This window comes from Parahoeflea olei, assembly GCF_001703635.1.
GTDB lineage: Bacteria > Pseudomonadota > Alphaproteobacteria > Rhizobiales > Rhizobiaceae > Hoeflea > Hoeflea olei.
The window spans coordinates 359,150-377,445 of sequence record NZ_LQZT01000001.1 but is presented as its reverse complement, the minus strand read 5'-3'; the positions used below and the strand labels follow the sequence as shown (position 1 = coordinate 377,445).

Below are 18,296 nucleotides of genomic sequence, written 5' to 3'. Positions count from 1 at the left end.
GCCAGCCCGGTTCAAACCTCTTACTTTGTTAAAACGTTTGAATCATTGACGCGTGCCTTGGCGACGCAAACGGGATTTGGAATCAGGAATTGGCGCAAAAAGTTAAGCTTTCGACCATTGCCGAAGCGCTCGGCCTTTCCACGGCAACCGTTTCACTGGCCTTGCGGGACAGCCCCCTGGTGGCCGATATTACCCGCGAACGCATCAAGGAAAAGGCGGTCGAGCTCGGCTATATCTACAACCGGCGTGCGGCCTCGCTCAGAACCTCCCGCTCCGGGATCATCGGCGTGGTCGTGCACGACATCATGAACCCGTTCTATGCGGAAATCCTGAAGGCGATCGAGACCGAACTCGACCGCAGTCGCCAGACCTTCATCCTGTCCAACCACTACGATTCGGTCGAAAAGCAGCGCAATTTCATCGAAACGCTTCTGCAGCTCGGCGGCGACGGCGTGATCATGTCGCCGGCGATCGGCACGCCGGCCTCGGACATCCGGCTTGCCGAGGACAACGGCATGCCCGCGATCCTGATCGCGCGCTCGGTGCCAGAGATCGACCTGCCGACTTTCCGCGGCGACGACGCCTATGGCACCACGCTCGCGACCAATCACCTGATCAGTCTCGGGCACACCCGGATCGCCATGATCGGCGGCACGGATCACACCTCGACGGGCCGCGACCGCTATGCGGGCTATGCCAATGCGATGAAGGCGGCGGGGCTCGAGCTTGAGTCGGCCTTGCGCATTCCCGGCCCCCGCACCAAGCAGAGCGGGTTCGAGGCGGCGGTCAATTTCCTCGCCAACCCGCTCAAGCCGACGGCGGCGGTGTGCTGGAACGACCTGGTGGCGATCGGCCTGATGAACGGGATCGCGCGGGCGGGCCTGGTGCCGGGCCGCGACATCTCCGTGACCGGCTATGACGATCTCGAGGAAGCGGCGATTGCCACGCCCGCCTTGACGACGGTCTGGAACGGGCAATCCGAAGTCGGACGTTTCGCCGCGCGTGCCTTGCTCGACAAGCTCAACGGCTCAAGCGAAGCCGACGGCCTGCACCTGATCAAGCCGGAAATGCGAATCCGGCAATCGACGGGGCCACTTCATCCGGGAGGGACACGATGAGTAACGACAAGCCGGTCATTCTGATCCCCGGGAGGATCAATCCGCGGGTCCGCGAGCGCGTCGAGGCCGAATTCGAGGCGGTCTCGCTGGAGACGGCGGATACCGGTCTGCTCGATGCCGCAACACGGGACAAGGTCCACGGCATCGCCAGCATGACCACGATCGACGCCGGTTTCATCGACAGTTTTCCCAATCTCGAGATCATCGCCAATTTCGGGGTGGGATACGACGCGGTCGATGCCAGGCATGCGGCCGGGCGCGGGGTGATGGTCACCAACACGCCGGACGTTCTGTCCGACGAGGTTGCCGACACCACCGTGGGGCTTCTGCTCAACACGCTGCGCGAATTTCCCAAGGCCGAAGCCTATCTGCGTGCCGGCCGCTGGGCCGCCGAGGGCGGCTACCCGCTGACGCGGCTGACCCTGAGGGGGCGGACCATCGGCATTTTCGGGCTGGGGCGGATCGGCCTTGCCATCGCCCGGCGCCTCGAAGCCTTCGGACTGCCGATCCATTACCACACCCGCAACCGGCGCGACGATGTCGGCTACACCTGGCACGAGACCCTTGCCGGGCTCGCCCGGGCGGTGGATACGCTGATCGTGGTGGTTCCGGGCGGCGCGGCGACAGCCAATGCCGTCAATGCCGATATTCTCGACGCGCTCGGCACCGATGGCGTGCTGATCAGCGTCGGACGCGGATCGACCATCGATGAGCTCGCGCTGATCGGGGCCCTCTCCGAAGGGCGCATCGCGGCGGCCGGGCTTGACGTGTTCGCCGACGAACCCAATGTGCCGCAGGCGCTGATCGATTTGCCCAATGCCTGCCTGCTGCCGCACGTGGCCTCGGCCTCGGTGTCGACGCGCAACGCCATGGCGGATCTGGTGGTCGACAATCTCGGAGCCTGGTTCGCGGGCCGGCCGGCGATCACGCCGGTCCCCGAATGCGCTCATCTCGACCGGAAGCCAGGCTGAACCGGAAGGAGTGCAGGCGCGCCCTCACGCAGCGCGCCGGTCTTTTCGCAGCAGTTGGGTGGGCCTATTCGGCGGCCTGATCCGAGCGGATGTGACGAGCCCGGACGGCGTCGCCGAAGGCCTTGAAGATCTTGTCCGAAATCATGTCGCTGCCGACCCAGTATTCTGGGTGCCACTGCACGCCGATGGCAAAGCCCGGCGCGCCGATGACGCTGACGGCTTCGATGGTGCCGTCCTCGGCCACAGCCTCGACGGCGAGCCGCGGGGCAAGCTTGGAGATCGCCTGGCGGTGCAGCGAGTTGACCCGCACCTCGCCATCGCCCACGATCGATGCCAGGCAGCTGCCTTCCTTGACCTTGATGGTGTGGCGGATCGCGAAGGCGGTGTCGCGATCCTCGGTCACCGGCTTGCGATGGTCCATGCGGCCGGGAAGATCCTGGATCTCCGTCGCCAGCGACCCGCCGAGCGCCACATTCAGCTCCTGGATGCCCCGGCAGATCGCCAGCAATGGGATGCCGCGCTCGATGGTCCGGCGAATCAGCGCCAGCGACAGCCGGTCGCGCGCGGGGTCGAACGGCCCGTGGTTCTCGGTTTCCGCCTCGCCGTAGAGCGAGGGATGCACATTGGTCCGCGATCCGCTGATGAGGACGCCGTCGACCCGGTCGAGCACCATGTCCACATCGCCGCCCTCGGCGAGCGCGGGCACGATCAGCGGCAGCACGTTCGAGCCGGTGACGGCGGCCATGATGTACTGGTCGGGAGAGGCGTGCCAGGTGTAGCCCTCGAAGCTGCGGATATCGGCCGGAATTGCGACAAGGCCACTGTGCATTTGGTTCGTATCCCTGGTTGGCGGCAGCCGGAAGGCGCTGCCGGATCCGCTGTGTTTTTCCCGTTTCGCACGGGTTTTGTCAATTGCCGGCGGAGCCGTATCAGGGCCGGGAATGGCTAGGGAGTGTGCACGCATGAATTGCATTAGCGATTGTCGGAATACATATATTAGTAACTGGCAAAAAATATTGACCAATTGCGTCCAAATCGGCCGCTTTTGCTTGAAAGCCCGGAAGCAAAGTGTTTAGCTCGGGCCATGCCGCCGGGTATAAACGAGGGGGGAAACCCTTGGTGCGGCGGCTTTGCTTCAACTGGGAGGTTTACATGGATCGTCGTTCTTTCATGAAAAAGGCGGGGGTGACCGGGGCCGGCGTCGCTGCAGCGACCGCGCTTGCAGCCCCCGCGATCGCGCAGACAATGCCGAAGATCACGTGGCGGTGCTCGTCGGGTTTCCCCAAGGCGCTTGATACCATCTATGGCGCGGCGGAAGTCTTCGCCCAGGCTGTCTCCGAGGCCACCGACGGCAATTTCGAAATCCAGGTCTACGGCGCCGGCGAAATCGTCGGCACGCTCGAAGGCGCGGACGCAGTCCGCGACGGGACCATCGAGATGGCGCACACGGCGTCCTACTATTTCTTCGGCAAGGATCCGACCTGGGCCTTCGGCACCGGCGTTCCGTTCGGCCTGAACCAGCGCATGACCAATGGCTGGCTCTACGAAGGCGGCGGGCTGGACCTGCTCAACAGCGATTTTTACGCCAACAACAACATGATCGCCTTTCCGGCGGGCAACACCGGCGCCCAGATGGGGGGCTGGTTCCGCAAGGAGATCAACACGGTCGCCGACATGCAGGGCCTCAAGTTCCGCATCGGCGGCTTTGGCGGGCGCATCATCCAGGAAGTCGGCGTGGTTCCGCAGAACATTCCGGGCGGCGACATCTATGCCGCGCTCGAGAAGGGCACCATCGATGCCGCCGAATTCGTCGGCCCCTATGACGATTCCAAGCTCGGCTTCAACAAGGTCGCGCCGTTCTACTATTATCCCGGCTGGTGGGAAGGCGGCGTGACGCTGATGAACCTCATCAATCTCGACAAGTGGAACGAACTGCCGAGCAACTACAAGGGCGTGGTCAAAACGGCTTCGGCGCTAGCCAACAGCGTGATGATGGCGCGCTACGACACGCTCAATCCGCCGGCGTTGAAGAAGCTCGTCTCGGAAGGCACCAAGCTGCGTCCCTACAGCCTTGAGATCCTCGAGGCCTGCTTCGCCGCTGCCAACAAGATCTATGCCGAGATCGGTGCCGAGAACGCCGTCTTCAAGAAGATCCATGACAGCTACATGGGCTACCGCGGCGACGGCTATCTCTGGTTCCAGTTCGCGGAATACAACATGGACACCTTCATGATGATCCAGCAGCGCGGCGACAAGCTTTAACCAGGCAGTTCCGGCCTGCCCAAAAAGGTCCTGCATCCGGATCATGGATGCAGGACCTTTTTTAGTCTGGCAGCAGGCTGGAGTGAATGGGCGATAGGGGCGGAGCGCAAGCGCCGTGCGCGTCCCCGGTGCGGGCTTCCGGCCTCGGGCGTGAGGCCGGGCGAAAGTTCCGCCTGCCAACCTGCCTGTCAGCCAGCCTCGGGCGCGGGGGCGTGAGCCCCATCCCGGAGACTTAATCGAATTTCGGCGCGCCGGTTGCCTCGCCTGGTGCAGGCAATCCGCCCGGCGCGGGCAGGCCGCCCGGTGCCGGCAATCCGCCAGGGGCCGGCAGTCCGCCAGGGGCGGGCAGTGCCCCGGGGGCCGGCAAGCCGCCTGCGCCCGAGCCCCCGGGGGCGCCAAAGCTCGGCATTGGCGGCATCCCGCCCGCCTCGCCGCCGAAGCCGGGAGCGCCCGGCAGGCTCAGGCCGGAGCCGGGCAGGCCAAAGCCGCCGCCGCCGATGCTGTTGATTTCCCGGTTGATCTCGTTCTGGTCGAGGATCAGCGGTTCGCTCTTGTAGTGTGTGACGAGGCCCGGGAAGGCGATCAGGATGCCGAGCATCGCCACCTGGATCAGGATGAAGGGCAGCGTGCCGCTGTAGATCGAACGGGTCGAGATCGGCTCGATCATGCGGCCGGCCACCTCGTCGTACCAGGGTTTGATCGGTGCCACCGAGCGAAGGTAGAACAGCGCGAAGCCGAAGGGCGGCGTCAGGAAGCTGGCCTGCAGGTTGAAGCCCAGCAGCACCCCGAACCAGATCAGGTCGATCCCGAGCTTTTCGGCGACCGGGGCGAGCAGCGGCACCATGATGAAGGCGATTTCGAAGAAGTCGAGGAAACAGCCCAGGATGAAGACGATCACCGAGACGGTGATCAGGAAGCCGGTCTCGCCGCCGGGCAGGGCCAGCATCAGATCCTCGACCCAGCGGTTGCCGGAGATGCCGTAGAAGGTGAGCGCGAAGACCCGGGCGCCGATCAGGATGAACATCACGAATGTCGCGAGCTTGGCGGTGGAATCGAGCGCCTGCAGCAGCGTCTTCCTGTCGAGCCTGCGCTTGGCGAGCGACATGATCAACGCGCCGGTCGCGCCCATGGCGCCGCCTTCGGTCGGGGTGGCGATGCCCAGAAAGATGGTGCCCAGCACCAGGAAGATCAGCGCAAGCGGCGGAATCAGCACGATCACCACCTGCTCGGCCATCCGGGAAAGATAGCCGAGATTCTTCGCGCGGTTCAGAAGCGCAAAGACATAGGGGATGATTGTCGCCGCGAGCGCCGACCACACCACGCGGGTCTCATAGCGCAGGTCCGAGAACACGAAGCTGTAGCCGATGACGAACAGCGCGCCGGCCACGGCCAGGATCATGAGCAGGGACGGCCCGCCATTGCCGAGCGGCCGCGCTTCGGGCGGCAGGGCCGGAACCCACTGCGGCTTGATCAGCGTGATGACGAAGATATAGGCGCAATACATGGCCACGATGATCATGGCCGGGAAGAACGCGCCGACATACATGTCGCCGACGGACCGGCCGAGCTGGTCGGCCATCACGATCAGCACCAGCGAGGGCGGAATGATCTGCGCCAGCGTGCCGGAGGCGGCGATGGTGCCGGCCGCGAGCCCCGGATGATAGTTGTAGCGCATCATGATCGGCAGCGAGATCAGCCCCATGGCGATCACCGAGGCGGCGACCACGCCGGTGGTGGCGGCGAGCAGCGCGCCGACCAGCACCACTGCAAAGGCAAGGCCCCCGCGCAGGGTGCCGAACAGCTGTCCGACGGTGTCGAGCAGGTCTTCGGCCATGCGCGAGCGCTCGAGAATGAGGCCCATGAAGGTGAAGAACGGAATCGCCAGCAGCGTGTCGTTGCGCATCACGTCGAAGACGCGGTTCATGTTGGCCTGGGCCAAGGGCCATGACAGGTGGATTTCCGGCGAGATGTGGCCGACCTCGACGCCGATGACGAAGAAATACATGCCGCCCGCCGCCAGCGTGAAGGCCACCGGATAGCCGATCAGAAGCATGCCCATCACGGTCACGAACATGATGGGTGCGAGATTGTGGGCAATCAGGTCAAGCATCCCGGGCGCCCTTCATCTCGGTGGCCGCCTCGACCTGCGGCGGCAGCACGTGGTCGTGCCCGGGCTCTTCCTCGATCAGCCCCCGGATGATGGCGATGCGCTTGATGATCTCGGAGACGGCCTGGAGCGTGAGCAGGATGAAGCCCGCGAGGATCACCGCCTTGGCGGGCCAGATGATCAGCCCGCCGGCATTCGAGGACATCTCGCCGTTCTTGAAGGAGCGCCAGAAGAACGGCCAGGCGAGATAGGTCATCATCAGGCAGAAGGGCAGCAGGAACACGAAATGGCCGAAGAGGTCGATCCAGTCGCGGGTCCGTTTGGACAGGTTGCCGGCCAGCACGTCGATGCGCACATGCTCGTTGCGGCGCAGCGTGCAGCCCGCGGCGAGCATGAAGACGGCGCCGAAGAGGTACCACTGCACCTCCAGCCAGGCGTTTGACGACATGTCGAAGGTCTTGCGGATCGTGGCGTTTCCGGCGCTGATCAGCACCGCCGCCAGGACCAGCCAGGCAACATTGCGCCCGACAAACTCGTTGAACCGGTCGATAGACCGGCTCACCCGAAGGAGAGTGCCCATATTTTCCTCCCGGTCGTTCGCCTCCGGTTTGCCGGAGTGCGCGCGATCCATGTTCCCGTCACGGCATCATTATCAGTTCGGCGATGCCTGGTCCGTTCATATCAGCAAATAATCAAATAGGGCAATAATTGGTGTATTCATTTTACCAGCTATCGTGGGCGGCTCAGGTGGCGTTACGCCGGGCTTGTGGCTATACCGCTGGCCGGTGCAGGCACGCAAAGGGGACTGACATGCGCGCAGAGGATGTGTTCGATCTGTCGGACGAGGTGGCGCTGATCACCGGCGGCGGCACCGGGATAGGCTTTGCTATCGCACGCGTGCTGGCCGCGAACGGGGCGAAAGTCGCTTTGATCGGCAAGGAGCAGGCGCATCTCGATGCGGCGGCCGAGACGATAATGGGGCAGGGCGGTGCCGTGATGGGGATTTCGCTCGACGTCCGCCGCGAAGACAGGATCGCCGCCTGCTACGACCGCATCGAGGAGGCGTTCGGCGCGGTTGGGGTGCTGGTCAACGCCGCGGGCGTCGCCCACCGCGACAAGGCAATGTCGCTGTCCGCCGAGACCCTGCGCAACGTGATGGCGGTCAATGTCGAGGGGGCGGTGATGATGGCGCAGGAGGCGGCCCGGCGGATGGTCCGCGCCGGACGCGGCGGTTCGATCGTCAATGTTTCCAGTGTCCTGTCGGAGCTGCCGATGCGCCAGGTGGCGGCCTACAGCGCCTCCAAAGCTGCGCTCAGCCAGATGACCCGCTGCCTGGCGCTGGAATGGGCCAAGCACAATATCCGCGTCAATGAGATCCGGCCCGGCTGGTTCCAGACCGCGCTGACCGAGCCGTTCCTGAAGGGGCCGGGCGCCGGCGTGATGGCGAACCAGAACCCGCTCGGCCGGCTCGGGCAGAGCCACGATCTCGATGGGGCGGTGCTGCTGCTCGCCTCGCGGGCCAGCGCCTACATGACCGGAAGCGTCCTCACCGTGGATGGCGGCCACTCGCTGTTGCGTTGATTCGGTCGCCCCGGCGGCCTCTTGCGACAGATAGTTGCGTTCGCCCGGTTCTTGCCCGGGGGCTGATTGCGCAGTTGCCCCGGCCGCGGAAATCCGATTGACGCCAGACCTGGCTGCCCCAACTATGGGGGAGGAGAAGCTTGGCCGCGGGTGGGAAGCCGCGGGCACGCCCCGATCGCAACCGATCGGAACCGGGCTGGCTTGAGGAGGCCGTCAATGACAATCCACGATGTCTCGCTGGACGACAAGTTTGACCTGACGAAAGACCGGATCTTCGTGACCGGCTCCCAGGCGGTGGTGCGCATGCTGATGATGCAGCACGAACTCGACCGCCGTGCCGGGCTCAACACCGCCGGTTTCGTGTCGGGATATCGTGGGTCTCCGCTCGGGGGGCTCGATCAGCAGATCGCCCGCGCGGCACGCCAGCTTGCCCCGCGCAACATCGTCTTCCAGCCGGGGCTGAACGAGGAACTGGCGGCCACCGCATGCTGGGGGTCGCAGCAGGCGGGCCTCGACGGCCAAGGCAAATATGACGGCGTGTTCGCACTCTGGTACGGCAAGGGCCCCGGGGTGGATCGCTCCGGCGACGTGTTCCGCCACGCCAACCTTGCAGGCTCGGCGCGCCATGGCGGCGTGCTGGCGCTGATGGGGGATGACCATACCGCCGAAAGCTCGACCAACGCGCACCAGACCGAATTCAACTTCGTCGACACCATGATTCCGATCCTCAATCCCGCGGGGGTGCAGGAGATGATCGACTACGGGCTGCACGGCTACGCGCTGTCGCGGTTCGCGGGCACCTGGGCGGCGCTGAAATGCGTCAAGGACAACATCGAATCGACCGCTTCGGTGGAGGCGGGCCTCGACCGGGTCAACATCGTCCTTCCCGACTTCACGATGCCGCCGGGCGGGCTCAACATCCGCCCGCATGATCTCGATTTCCTGGGCCAGGAGATCCGCCTTCACGAATACAAGCGCGCCGCGGCAAGCGCCTATATCCGCGCCAACGGATTGAACCGGATCATCTATTCGGGCGGGGCCAATGCCCGGGTGGGCATCCTGACGGTGGGCAAGAACTATCTCGACGTGCGCCAGGCGCTCGACGATCTCGGCATCGACGAGGCCCGCGCAAACCGGATCGGGCTCAGGCTGTTCAAGGTTGCCTGCCCCTGGCCGTTCGACCTCGAGGACATGGCCGCGTTCGTGGACGGTCTCGACATGGTGATCGTGGTCGAGGAAAAGCGCTCGCTGCTCGAAAGCCAGTTGCGCGAGGCGCTGTACGGCACGGCGCGCCAGCCGGTGGTGGTCGGCAAGCGCGATGAGCGCGGCGACTGGCTGTTTCCGGTCAAGGGCGCGCTCGATCCCAACGACATCGCGGTGGCGGTGGGCGAGCGCCTGCTCCGGGTGATCGGCCATTCCGAGGATATCGATGCCAAGGTAAAGCGGATCCGGCAGTTCCAGAGCATGCTGTCGACTGTGACGGATGTGTCGACCCGCATGCCCTATTTCTGCTCGGGGTGTCCGCACAACAGCTCGACCAAGGTGCCCGAGGGCTCGGTCGCGGCTGCGGGCATCGGCTGTCACTTCATGTCGCTGTGGATGGATCGCGACACCACCGGCTTCACCCAGATGGGCGGGGAGGGGGCGCAATGGGTGGGCCAGGCGCCGTTCACCAGCCGGGAACATATTTTCCAGAACCTCGGTGACGGGACCTACAATCATTCCGGCGTGCTGGCGCTGCGCTTCGCGATCGCCTCGGGCGCCAACATCACCTACAAGATCCTCTACAACGATGCGGTGGCCATGACCGGCGGGCAGCCGCACGAAGGCAGCCTCACGGTCGATGCCATCGCCCGCCAAGTGCGCGCGGAAGGGGTGGAACGGATCGCGCTGGTGAGCGACGATCCCGACCGCTACCCCGCAGGCATCGCCTGGCCGGCGCAGATGAGCTTTCACCATCGCTCCGAACTCGACGCGGTGCAGCGCGAGCTGCGCGAGGTGCCGGGCGTCACGGTGCTGCTCTACGACCAGACCTGTGCGGCCGAGAAGCGCCGGCGCCGCAAGCGCGGCACCTATCCCGATCCCGACAAGCGGGTGATCATCAACGAGCTGGTGTGCGAGGGCTGCGGCGATTGCGGCATCAAGTCCAACTGCGTGTCGATCCAGCCCAAGGAGACCGAGTTCGGCCGCAAGCGGCGCATCGACCAGTCGAGCTGCAACAAGGATTTTTCCTGCATCGAAGGCTTCTGCCCCTCCTTCGTCACCGTGCATGGCGCGCGCATGCGCAAGACCGACGGGTCAGCCGTGAAATCGGTGGCCGACCCGCTCGAAGGCGTGCCGGCGCCGGTCGTCATGCCGCTTGAAAACGGCTGGGCCTCGATCATCGACGGCATCGGCGGCACCGGCGTCGTGACCATCGGCGCCATACTCGGCATGGCTGCGCATCTGGAAGGCAAGGGCTGCGGCATGATCGACATGGCCGGGCTTGCGCAGAAGGGCGGCGCCGTCTTCTCCCATGTCCGCATCGCCCAAACACCCGACGACATTCACGCGATCCGCATTTCCGCGGGCAAGGCCGACCTGATCCTGGGCTGCGACCTCGTCGTGTCGGGGTCGCGCAAGGTGCTGACTTCCGTGCGGGAAGGCGAGACGGCGTTCCTCGTCAACACCAGCGAGGTGATGCCGGGCGATTTTGCCCGGAATGCCGATTTCTCGTTGCCCACGGAACGGCTCAAGCGCGCGATCGTCAAGGCGGCGGGTGCGGAGCGGACCAGCTTCTTCGACGCCACGCTCGCCGCCACGCGACTGTTCGGAAACGCCATCGCCGCCAACATGTTCATGCTCGGTATGGCCGCGCAGAAGGGGGCGCTGCCATTGTCGCCGGCCTCGATCGAGGAAGCGATAAGGCTCAATGGGCAGTCCGTGGAGATGAACCTCTCGGCCTTCCGCTGGGGTCGCAGGGCCGGGCACGATCCGGCCTCGGTGGAGGCGATCGTGACTCCTCAGAAAGAGGAGAGCCGGGATGTGGCGGACCAGACCGTCGAGGAGCTTGTCGAGCGTCGCGCGGCCTTCCTGGCCGATTACCAGAATGCGGCCTGGGCTGCGCGTTACCGGGACACGCTCAAGCCGGTGCTGGACGCGGAAACACGCCTGTTCGGCGCGCCCGGGAGCGTCTCGGCCGCCGCGGCCCGCTCGCTGTTCAAGCTGATGTCGACCAAGGACGAATATGAAGTGGCGCGGCTTTACAGCGACGGCAGCTTCAAGCGGCAACTGGCCAGCCAGTTCGAAAGCTACGGCAAGCTCGAATATCACATGGCGCCGCCGGTGCTCGGACGGACCGATTCGAAGGGGCACCCTGTGAAAACCTCTTTGAGCCGTGGAATGGGCGTGCTGTTTCCGGTGCTCGCCTCGCTCAAGTTCCTGCGGGGAACGCCGCTCGATGTGTTCGGATACACGCAAGAGCGGCGTATGGAGCGCCAACTGCTGGCAGCATTCATTGAGGAAATGCGAAAAGTCGCTGTCGCCCTGAACGTCGAAAACAGGGGCAGGGTTGCGGAGTTCTTGGCTTACCCGATGGATATAAAAGGTTTTGGCCATGTAAAAATCAAAAACAAGGAAGAAGTTTTTGAAAGGAAGAATGCATTGCTTCAATCTATAATTGAGAATGGAAAAATATATAATCAGATTGCTGCGGAGTAGTTCCGGTTTCTGACGCTTCTTTGGTAAATTAGATTTATCTTAACCTAACGGAAGTTATCCGATTACGCGCGCGCGATTGCTCGCGATTCGGGAAATGATAAATGTGTTCTTAATCTCCCGCTGCTAGAGTGACACCTGGATTCAGGGATCGGTGTTCATGCAGGCGGCAGACAACACAGCATTCGCGGATGAAGTCCGGCTTTCTTTCGTGGCGTCGCTGTACCAGCAGCGCGGGACGCTGTTTGCCGGCATGGTTGCCCATGTCGTCACGACAATGGCGGTCTACCTGCGCATTGACGATCCGTTCTATCTCTATGCCGGGCTTGCCCTTTTCGTCGTGTGGCTTGGCCGCAACCTTGACATGATCGCGTTCGACCGCCTGCCGAAGGCCGATTTCAAGCTTGCGGATACGCTGCGCTGGGAAAAGCGCTATGTGATCGGCTCGTTCGTGACCTGCTCCATTCTGGGAACGATCTGCGGGCATGCCCTGGTCGTGGCCCAGGATCCCTTCGCCGAACTGGTGACGGTCTCGGTGACGCTCGCGAGCATGATCTCCGTCGTCGGCCGCAATTTCGGCTCGAAGCTGAATGTCGACATGATCATCCTGGCCGCCTGCATGCCGATCATGATCGGCCTGTCCTTTGCCGCCGATCCGTTCATGATCCTGATGGCGCTTCTGATGCTGCCGCTGTTCCTGACCACGCGGTCGATGGCCAATGGCGTGCGCGAGTTCCTGTTCAGCGCGGTGACCGCCGAACGTAAGGCCTCCGAGATCGCCGAGCGCTTCGATACGGCTCTCAACAACATGTCGCATGGCCTGTTCATGCTCGATGGCGATGGCCGGATCGAGGTCGCCAACCGAAAGGCACGCGATTTCTTCAACATCGATGCGGATATCGACCTCAGCGGGCGCGTGCTGAAGGCGGCGCTCAGGCTCGGCACCCGCAACGGCGTCATCGCCCGGGAAAACTTCCATCAGATCAACGAACATCTCGACAATCTGATCAGCGGTCGCGAGGATCGCTCGCTGGTGCGCCTCGACAAGAACACCTGGCTCGAGTTCAGCGCCCGCCATCGCGGCGAAAAGGGCGTCGTGCTGATCTTCGAGGATGTGTCCGCCCGCATCCAGTCGGAGAAGCGCATCCTGCACATGGCGCGTTTCGACAACCTGACCGAGCTGCCCAACCGTTCCTGGTTCAAGGACATCGCGGCCGCGAAAATGGCCAAGGCCGAGCCGGGCCAGAAGCTGGCGCTGGCGGTGCTCGACATCGATGATTTCAAGCATGTCAACGACACCATGGGCCATCTCAGCGGCGACAAGCTGCTCAGCGCCATCGCCAACAGGCTGCGCTCCCTGTCCCGGCAGAAATTCGTGATCTCGCGCTTCGGCGGCGACGAATTCGTGCTTCTGATGCCCGATGTCGAGGATGTCGCAGAGCTCACGCGCACCATGGATCACGTGATCGACACGCTGCGCGGGACCTACATGATCGATGGCCACAAGCTGTTCATCAGCCTGTCCGGCGGGGTTGCGATGGCCCCGGTCGAGGGAGCCCAGGTCGAGGAGCTGCACATTCAGGCCGACCTCGCGCTCTACGAAGCCAAGCGCCGTGACAAGAACCGCTGGACCCTGTTCGAAGAATCGATGGATCTGCAGTATTCCGAGCGCCAGCGCATGAAGCTGGATCTGCGCGAAGCGATCCGGACCGGGGCCATGGAACTTTGCTACCAGCCGATGTTCAGCCCCGACGGGGCGCGCATCGCCGGCGCAGAAGCGCTATCGCGCTGGACCCATCCGGAACTGGGACCGATCTCCCCGGCGGTCTATATCCCGCTAGCCGAGGAGATGGGAATCATCGGCGATCTCACCCGCTGCGTGATCGACAAGGCCGCGCAGGAATGCGCGAGCTGGCCCGGAGAGCTGTTCGTGTCCGTCAATCTTTCCGCCTTCGACCTCGCCGACCGGGCGATCATCTCCGTCGTCGCCGATGCGCTCGACCGGAGCGGACTTGCGCCCGAAAGGCTGCAGCTTGAGATCACCGAAAGCGGGCTGATGAACGATCTCGAGACGGCGCGGGTGATCCTGACCGAACTGCGGGCGATGGGCATGTCGATCGCCATCGACGATTTCGGCACCGGCTATTCCAGCCTTTCCTATCTCGACATGCTGCCGCTCAACAAGGTCAAGATCGACCGGTCCTTCGTTCGCAACCTGTGCGCCGATGCGCGCAAGCTGAAGCTGCTGCGCGGTGTCGTGCATCTGGCGCGCGAACTCGGGCTCGACATCGTCGTCGAGGGCGTGGAAACCGAAGCCCAGCTCCGGCTGATCCGCGAGAACGAATGCGCCGACCTGATCCAGGGCTTCATCTTCGGATCGCCCATTCCGGGGAGCGCTTTCGGTGAACTCGCCACCAAGCTGACGAAGCAGGACCTGATCGCCTCCGCCGAGACCAGCCGCCTGTCCCGCACCCTGAATTCCGTTTAGGCGCGGCAGCCCGTCCTTCGTTATCAACCTCTGCGTGAAATCTCTCCGGTGCTTTCTGGTGCCGGCACTGATTTTGCTTGCTTTTACGCCATCGGCGTTAACCATAATAAAGGGTTGACGAGTTCCGCGCAGTTTTACGCAATTGATTAATGGAAAATTAACGATAAAATTCCCGTCATCATACATTACGGGGACTTGTCATTCATGGCGGCGGCGACTCAGGGCAAGGTTTCGGATTTCAGTGCGGGCGTGATGCGATTGCTGGAGAGCATCGAATATCGCCGGATCGAGAGCGCGGACGATATCGAGGACATCGCCCGGTTGCGCTACAAGGCCTTCACCATGGTGGGGCTGGCGCAGGAAAACCATCGTTCGCTGCTGATTGACGACCTCGACTTCAAGCCCAATGCCCATGTGTTCGGCATCTTCTTCGATGAACAGCTGGTCTCGACCATCCGGGTACACCATGTCACGGATGCGCACCGCGACAGCGTTGCGGTGGCCCGCTTTCCCGATGTGATGCATCCGCTGCTCGATGCGGGGGAGACCTTCATCGACCCGGTGCGGTTCGCCGCCGATCCCGAGATCATGCGGGACTATCCGGCGCTGCCCTACCTGACCTTGCGCGTGGCCACGATGGCGACGGTCTTCTTCGACGTGGATTTCTGCCTGTCGGTGATCAAGCCGAACCATCGCGCCTTCTACAAGCGCGTGTTCCGGACCATCGAACTCGCCGGTCCCCGGTTCGTCGAGTATTACAACAACAGCCTCGAACTGCATGCCGCCAACGCGCATGAACTCAAGCGCACGCTGTTCCAGCGCTACCCGTTCTTCAACTCGCAGCCCTATGAGCGCAAGATGATGTTCGCGCCGCGGGAGATCCTCGGGCAGACGCCGCTGACGATCCTTCCCACCGCGCGCTACGCGATGCAGCAATCGGGCTGATTAAACCGTCGGTTTTGCTGCGGATTTTTTCGGGGTTTTTCCCGCCCGAATGGGCGGCGAAGCCATGTTTGCGACGGCTTGTCCATTGCACATTGCCGGCGGTTTGTGTAATCCCTCGTGGAATTGTCAATTGGGGAGCTACAGCATGGCTGAACAGATGAGCGGTCCTGTCGAAACCGGCGCGGCTATGGATTATTCCGAACACGAGAAAACCTACGGGATCTTCCTGGCGGGAACCAAATATGTGGTGATTTTCGTCGTCTCGCTGCTGATCGCCATGGCTGCCTTCTTCTTTGCGGGTGTCGGCGCCATTCTCAGCTTCCTGCTGTTCATCATCCTGAGCGTCGGCGGCAGCCTGATCGCCCGCTGAGCCAACCGCCACGCGCGGGGCCGGATCGTGGGAGGTCCGGCTTGGCTCGTCTCATCCGCATATCAGAGGAGGGGCTCTCGTGGGCACCGTCGTATTTGTAGGAAAAGAGTCCGAACCGCTTGAATCGCGTGTCGCCGCGTCGCCGGAGACCGTGAAGAAGATGACCTCGCTCGGCCTCGATGTCATCGTCCAGAAGGGCGCCGGCGAGAAATCGCGGATCGCCGATGAGGCCTTCGTGGCCGCAGGCGCCAGGACCGGAACCGCCGCCGACGCCAAGAAGGCCGATGTGGTGCTGCGCGTGCGCCGGCCGTCGGAAACCGAAATCAAGTCGCTCAAGTCCGGCGCCATCGTGCTGGCGCAGATGGATCCCTATGGCAACGAGGAGGCGCTCTCCGCACTCGCCAAGGCCGGGGTGACGAGCCTTGCGATGGAACTGATGCCGCGCATCACGCGCGCGCAGTCGATGGACGTTCTGTCCTCGCAGGCCAACCTCGCCGGATATCAGGCGGTGATCGAAGCCGCCCATGCCTTTGATCGGGCGATGCCGATGATGATGACCGCCGCCGGCACCGTGCCGGCCGCCAAGGTGTTCGTCATGGGCGCCGGCGTTGCCGGCCTGCAGGCGATCGCCACCGCGCGGCGTCTCGGCGCAGCCGTATCGGCCACCGACGTGCGTCCCGCGGTCAAGGAACAGGTCGCCTCGCTCGGCGCGAAATTCATCGCCGTCGAGGATGACGAGTTCAAGGCGGCCGAGACATCGGGCGGCTACGCCAAGGAGATGTCGAAAGAGTACCAGGCCAAGCAGGCCCAGCTGGTTGCCGACCATATCTCCAAGCAGGATATCGTCATCACCACCGCCCTCATCCCGGGCCGTCCCGCGCCGAAGCTGGTGTCGCGCGACATGCTCAAGAGCATGCGCCTCGGCTCCGTGGCGGTCGATCTGGCGGTCGAGCGCGGCGGCAATGTCGAGGGCTCGAAGCCTGGCGAAACGGTTGTCGTCGATGGCGTCACCGTGATCGGGACGCTCAACATGCCCGGCCGGATCGCGGCCAGCGCCTCGCTGCTTTATGCCAAGAACCTTCTGACCTTCCTCGACACGATGATCGACAAGGAAGCCAAGACGGTTTCGGTCAATCTCGATGACGAGTTGATCAAGGCGACGGCGCTGACCCATGGCGGCGCGCTCATTCATCCCGCTTTCGGCGGTGAAACCAGCAAGGGAGAAGCGTGATGGCAGGATCCGCTCTTGATACGGCTGTCCAGAACCTGGAACAGGCTGTCGCGGGTGTCCGCGCCGCGGCCGAAGGCCCGGCTGCAGACGGCATCGCCGGCGCGGTGCATGCCGCCAGCGGCGGGGTGATCGACCCGTTCATCTTCCGTCTCGCGATCTTCGTGCTGGCGATCTTCGTCGGCTATTATGTGGTCTGGTCGGTGACCCCGGCGCTGCACACGCCGCTGATGGCGGTCACCAACGCGATCTCCTCGGTGATCGTCGTCGGCGCCATTCTGGCGGTCGGCGCCTCGCTGTCGGGCTGGGCGACCGGCTTCGGCTTCGTCGCGCTGGTCCTGGCTTCGGTCAACATCTTCGGCGGCTTCCTCGTCACCCAGCGCATGCTGGCGATGTACAAGAAAAAAGAGAAGTGAGGGCCGGCTGATGTCAGAGAATTTCGCAGCATTCGCCTATCTCGTTTCGGGCGTTCTTTTCATCATGGCGCTGAGGGGCCTGTCGCATCCCACCACCAGCCGTCAGGGCAACACCTACGGCATGGTCGGCATGGGGATCGCCATCTTCACGACCCTGCTGCTGGCCAAGCCGTCGTTCGGCGGCCTGCTGCTGATCGTCGTGGGCCTGGGCATCGGCGGCACCGCCGGCGCCTTCATCGCCCGCCGGATCGCCATGACCTCGATGCCGCAGCTGGTGGCGGGCTTCCACAGCCTGGTCGGCCTTGCCGCCGTGCTGGTGGCCGCGGCCGCCCTCTATTCCCCGCATGCCTTCGGGATCGGCGAAGTGGGCGCGATCCACGGCCAGGCGCTTGTCGAAATGTCGCTCGGCGTGGCGATCGGCGCGATCACCTTCACCGGGTCTATCATCGCCTTCCTCAAGCTTGACGGCCGCATGTCTGGCAAGCCGATCCTGCTGCCGATGCGGCACATGATCAATGCCGGCCTCGGCATCGGCATCGTCGTGCTGGTGGCGATCCTGGTGGCGACCGAAAGCCATACGGTGTTCTGGCTGGTGGTGCTTCTGTCGCTCGCGCTCGGCGTGCTGATCATCGTGCCGATCGGCGGCGCCGACATGCCCGTCGTGGTCTCGATGCTCAACTCCTATTCGGGCTGGGCCGCGGCCGGCATCGGCTTCACGCTCGGCAACCTGGCGCTGATCATCACCGGCGCGCTGGTCGGCTCTTCCGGTGCGATCCTCAGCTACATCATGTGCAAGGGCATGAACCGGTCGTTTATTTCGGTGATCCTGGGCGGCTTCGGCGGCGAAACCGCGACTTCGGGCGGTGACGACACCGACCGGACGGTCAAGCTCGGTTCCGCCGAGGATGCGGCCTTCCTGATGGCGAATGCCTCCAAGGTCATCATCGTGCCGGGTTACGGCATGGCGGTCGCCCAGGCGCAGCATGCCACCCGCGAGCTTGCCGACAAGCTCAAGGAAAACGGCGTCGAGGTGAAATACGCCATTCACCCGGTCGCAGGCCGCATGCCAGGCCACATGAACGTGCTGCTTGCCGAAGCCAATGTGCCCTATGAC

The 18,296-nt window shown here is 63.7% G+C and carries 14 protein-coding genes; 11 read left to right on the top strand and 3 right to left on the bottom strand.

The annotated features are described in order from the left end of the window. Positions 1 to 89 precede the first annotated feature (89 nt). Together AWJ14_RS01755 and AWJ14_RS01750 are read left to right on the top strand one after the other, a co-directional pair. Positions 90 to 1,118, top strand: a complete 1,029-nt coding sequence (locus AWJ14_RS01755; RefSeq protein ID WP_066174061.1) for a LacI family DNA-binding transcriptional regulator — start codon at positions 90 to 92, stop codon at positions 1,116 to 1,118. Then, positions 1,115 to 2,089, top strand: coding sequence for a 2-hydroxyacid dehydrogenase (locus AWJ14_RS01750; RefSeq protein WP_066174058.1), 975 nt, complete (start codon positions 1,115 to 1,117; stop codon positions 2,087 to 2,089). The genes AWJ14_RS01755 and AWJ14_RS01750 overlap by 4 nt, the downstream gene beginning before the upstream one ends. A 64-nt stretch (positions 2,090 to 2,153) precedes the next feature. On the opposite strand, the gene AWJ14_RS01745 is transcribed toward AWJ14_RS01750, so the two are convergent. Further along, entirely contained in the window at positions 2,154 to 2,918 is a 765-nt protein-coding gene (locus AWJ14_RS01745) for a gamma-glutamyl-gamma-aminobutyrate hydrolase family protein (protein ID WP_066174055.1), read from the bottom strand. 323 nt (positions 2,919 to 3,241) lie between these two features. On the opposite strand from AWJ14_RS01745, the gene AWJ14_RS01740 reads away from it, so the two are divergent. Further along, positions 3,242 to 4,351, top strand: coding sequence for a TRAP transporter substrate-binding protein (locus AWJ14_RS01740; RefSeq protein ID WP_066174799.1), 1,110 nt, complete (start codon positions 3,242 to 3,244; stop codon positions 4,349 to 4,351). Between the two features lie 232 nt (positions 4,352 to 4,583). Here the strand turns inward: AWJ14_RS01740 and AWJ14_RS01735 are convergent, their stop codons facing one another. Together AWJ14_RS01735 and AWJ14_RS01730 are read right to left on the bottom strand one after the other, a co-directional pair. After that, positions 4,584 to 6,461: a TRAP transporter large permease gene (locus AWJ14_RS01735; RefSeq protein WP_066174053.1), complete on the bottom strand. Its 1,878-nt coding sequence runs from the start codon at positions 6,459 to 6,461 to the stop codon at positions 4,584 to 4,586. Next, positions 6,454 to 7,038: a TRAP transporter small permease subunit gene (locus AWJ14_RS01730; RefSeq protein ID WP_066174797.1), complete on the bottom strand. Its 585-nt coding sequence runs from the start codon at positions 7,036 to 7,038 to the stop codon at positions 6,454 to 6,456. Before AWJ14_RS01730 ends, AWJ14_RS01735 begins: the two co-directional genes overlap by 8 nt. A gap of 230 nt (positions 7,039 to 7,268) precedes the next feature. On the opposite strand from AWJ14_RS01730, the gene AWJ14_RS01725 reads away from it, so the two are divergent. From AWJ14_RS01725 to AWJ14_RS01690, 8 genes are all read left to right on the top strand, one after another. After that, entirely contained in the window at positions 7,269 to 8,039 is a 771-nt protein-coding gene (locus AWJ14_RS01725) for an SDR family NAD(P)-dependent oxidoreductase (protein WP_066174050.1), read from the top strand. Between the two features lie 216 nt (positions 8,040 to 8,255). Next, the gene (locus AWJ14_RS01720; protein WP_066174046.1) at positions 8,256 to 11,738 is read left to right on the top strand and encodes an indolepyruvate ferredoxin oxidoreductase family protein; all 3,483 of its coding nucleotides are present in this window, start codon (positions 8,256 to 8,258) and stop codon (positions 11,736 to 11,738) included. 157 nt (positions 11,739 to 11,895) lie between these two features. Beyond that, entirely contained in the window at positions 11,896 to 14,223 is a 2,328-nt protein-coding gene (locus AWJ14_RS01715; RefSeq protein WP_066174795.1) for a putative bifunctional diguanylate cyclase/phosphodiesterase, read from the top strand. Positions 14,224 to 14,427: 204 nt separating this feature from the next. After that, positions 14,428 to 15,168, top strand: coding sequence for an N-acyl amino acid synthase FeeM domain-containing protein (locus AWJ14_RS01710; RefSeq protein WP_066174043.1), 741 nt, complete (start codon positions 14,428 to 14,430; stop codon positions 15,166 to 15,168). A gap of 145 nt (positions 15,169 to 15,313) precedes the next feature. Next, positions 15,314 to 15,538, top strand: coding sequence for an aa3-type cytochrome c oxidase subunit IV (locus tag AWJ14_RS01705; protein WP_066174039.1), 225 nt, complete (start codon positions 15,314 to 15,316; stop codon positions 15,536 to 15,538). Positions 15,539 to 15,617: 79 nt separating this feature from the next. Beyond that, a complete protein-coding gene (locus tag AWJ14_RS01700; RefSeq protein WP_066174037.1) occupies positions 15,618 to 16,769 on the top strand; it encodes a Re/Si-specific NAD(P)(+) transhydrogenase subunit alpha in 1,152 nt (383 codons plus the stop codon). Then, a complete protein-coding gene (locus tag AWJ14_RS01695) occupies positions 16,769 to 17,182 on the top strand; it encodes an NAD(P) transhydrogenase subunit alpha part 2 (protein ID WP_066174034.1) in 414 nt (137 codons plus the stop codon). Before AWJ14_RS01700 ends, AWJ14_RS01695 begins: the two co-directional genes overlap by 1 nt. A 10-nt stretch (positions 17,183 to 17,192) precedes the next feature. Next, the coding region (locus tag AWJ14_RS01690) for an NAD(P)(+) transhydrogenase (Re/Si-specific) subunit beta (RefSeq protein WP_245304089.1) at positions 17,193 to 18,296 on the top strand (1,104 nt) is incomplete at its 3' end.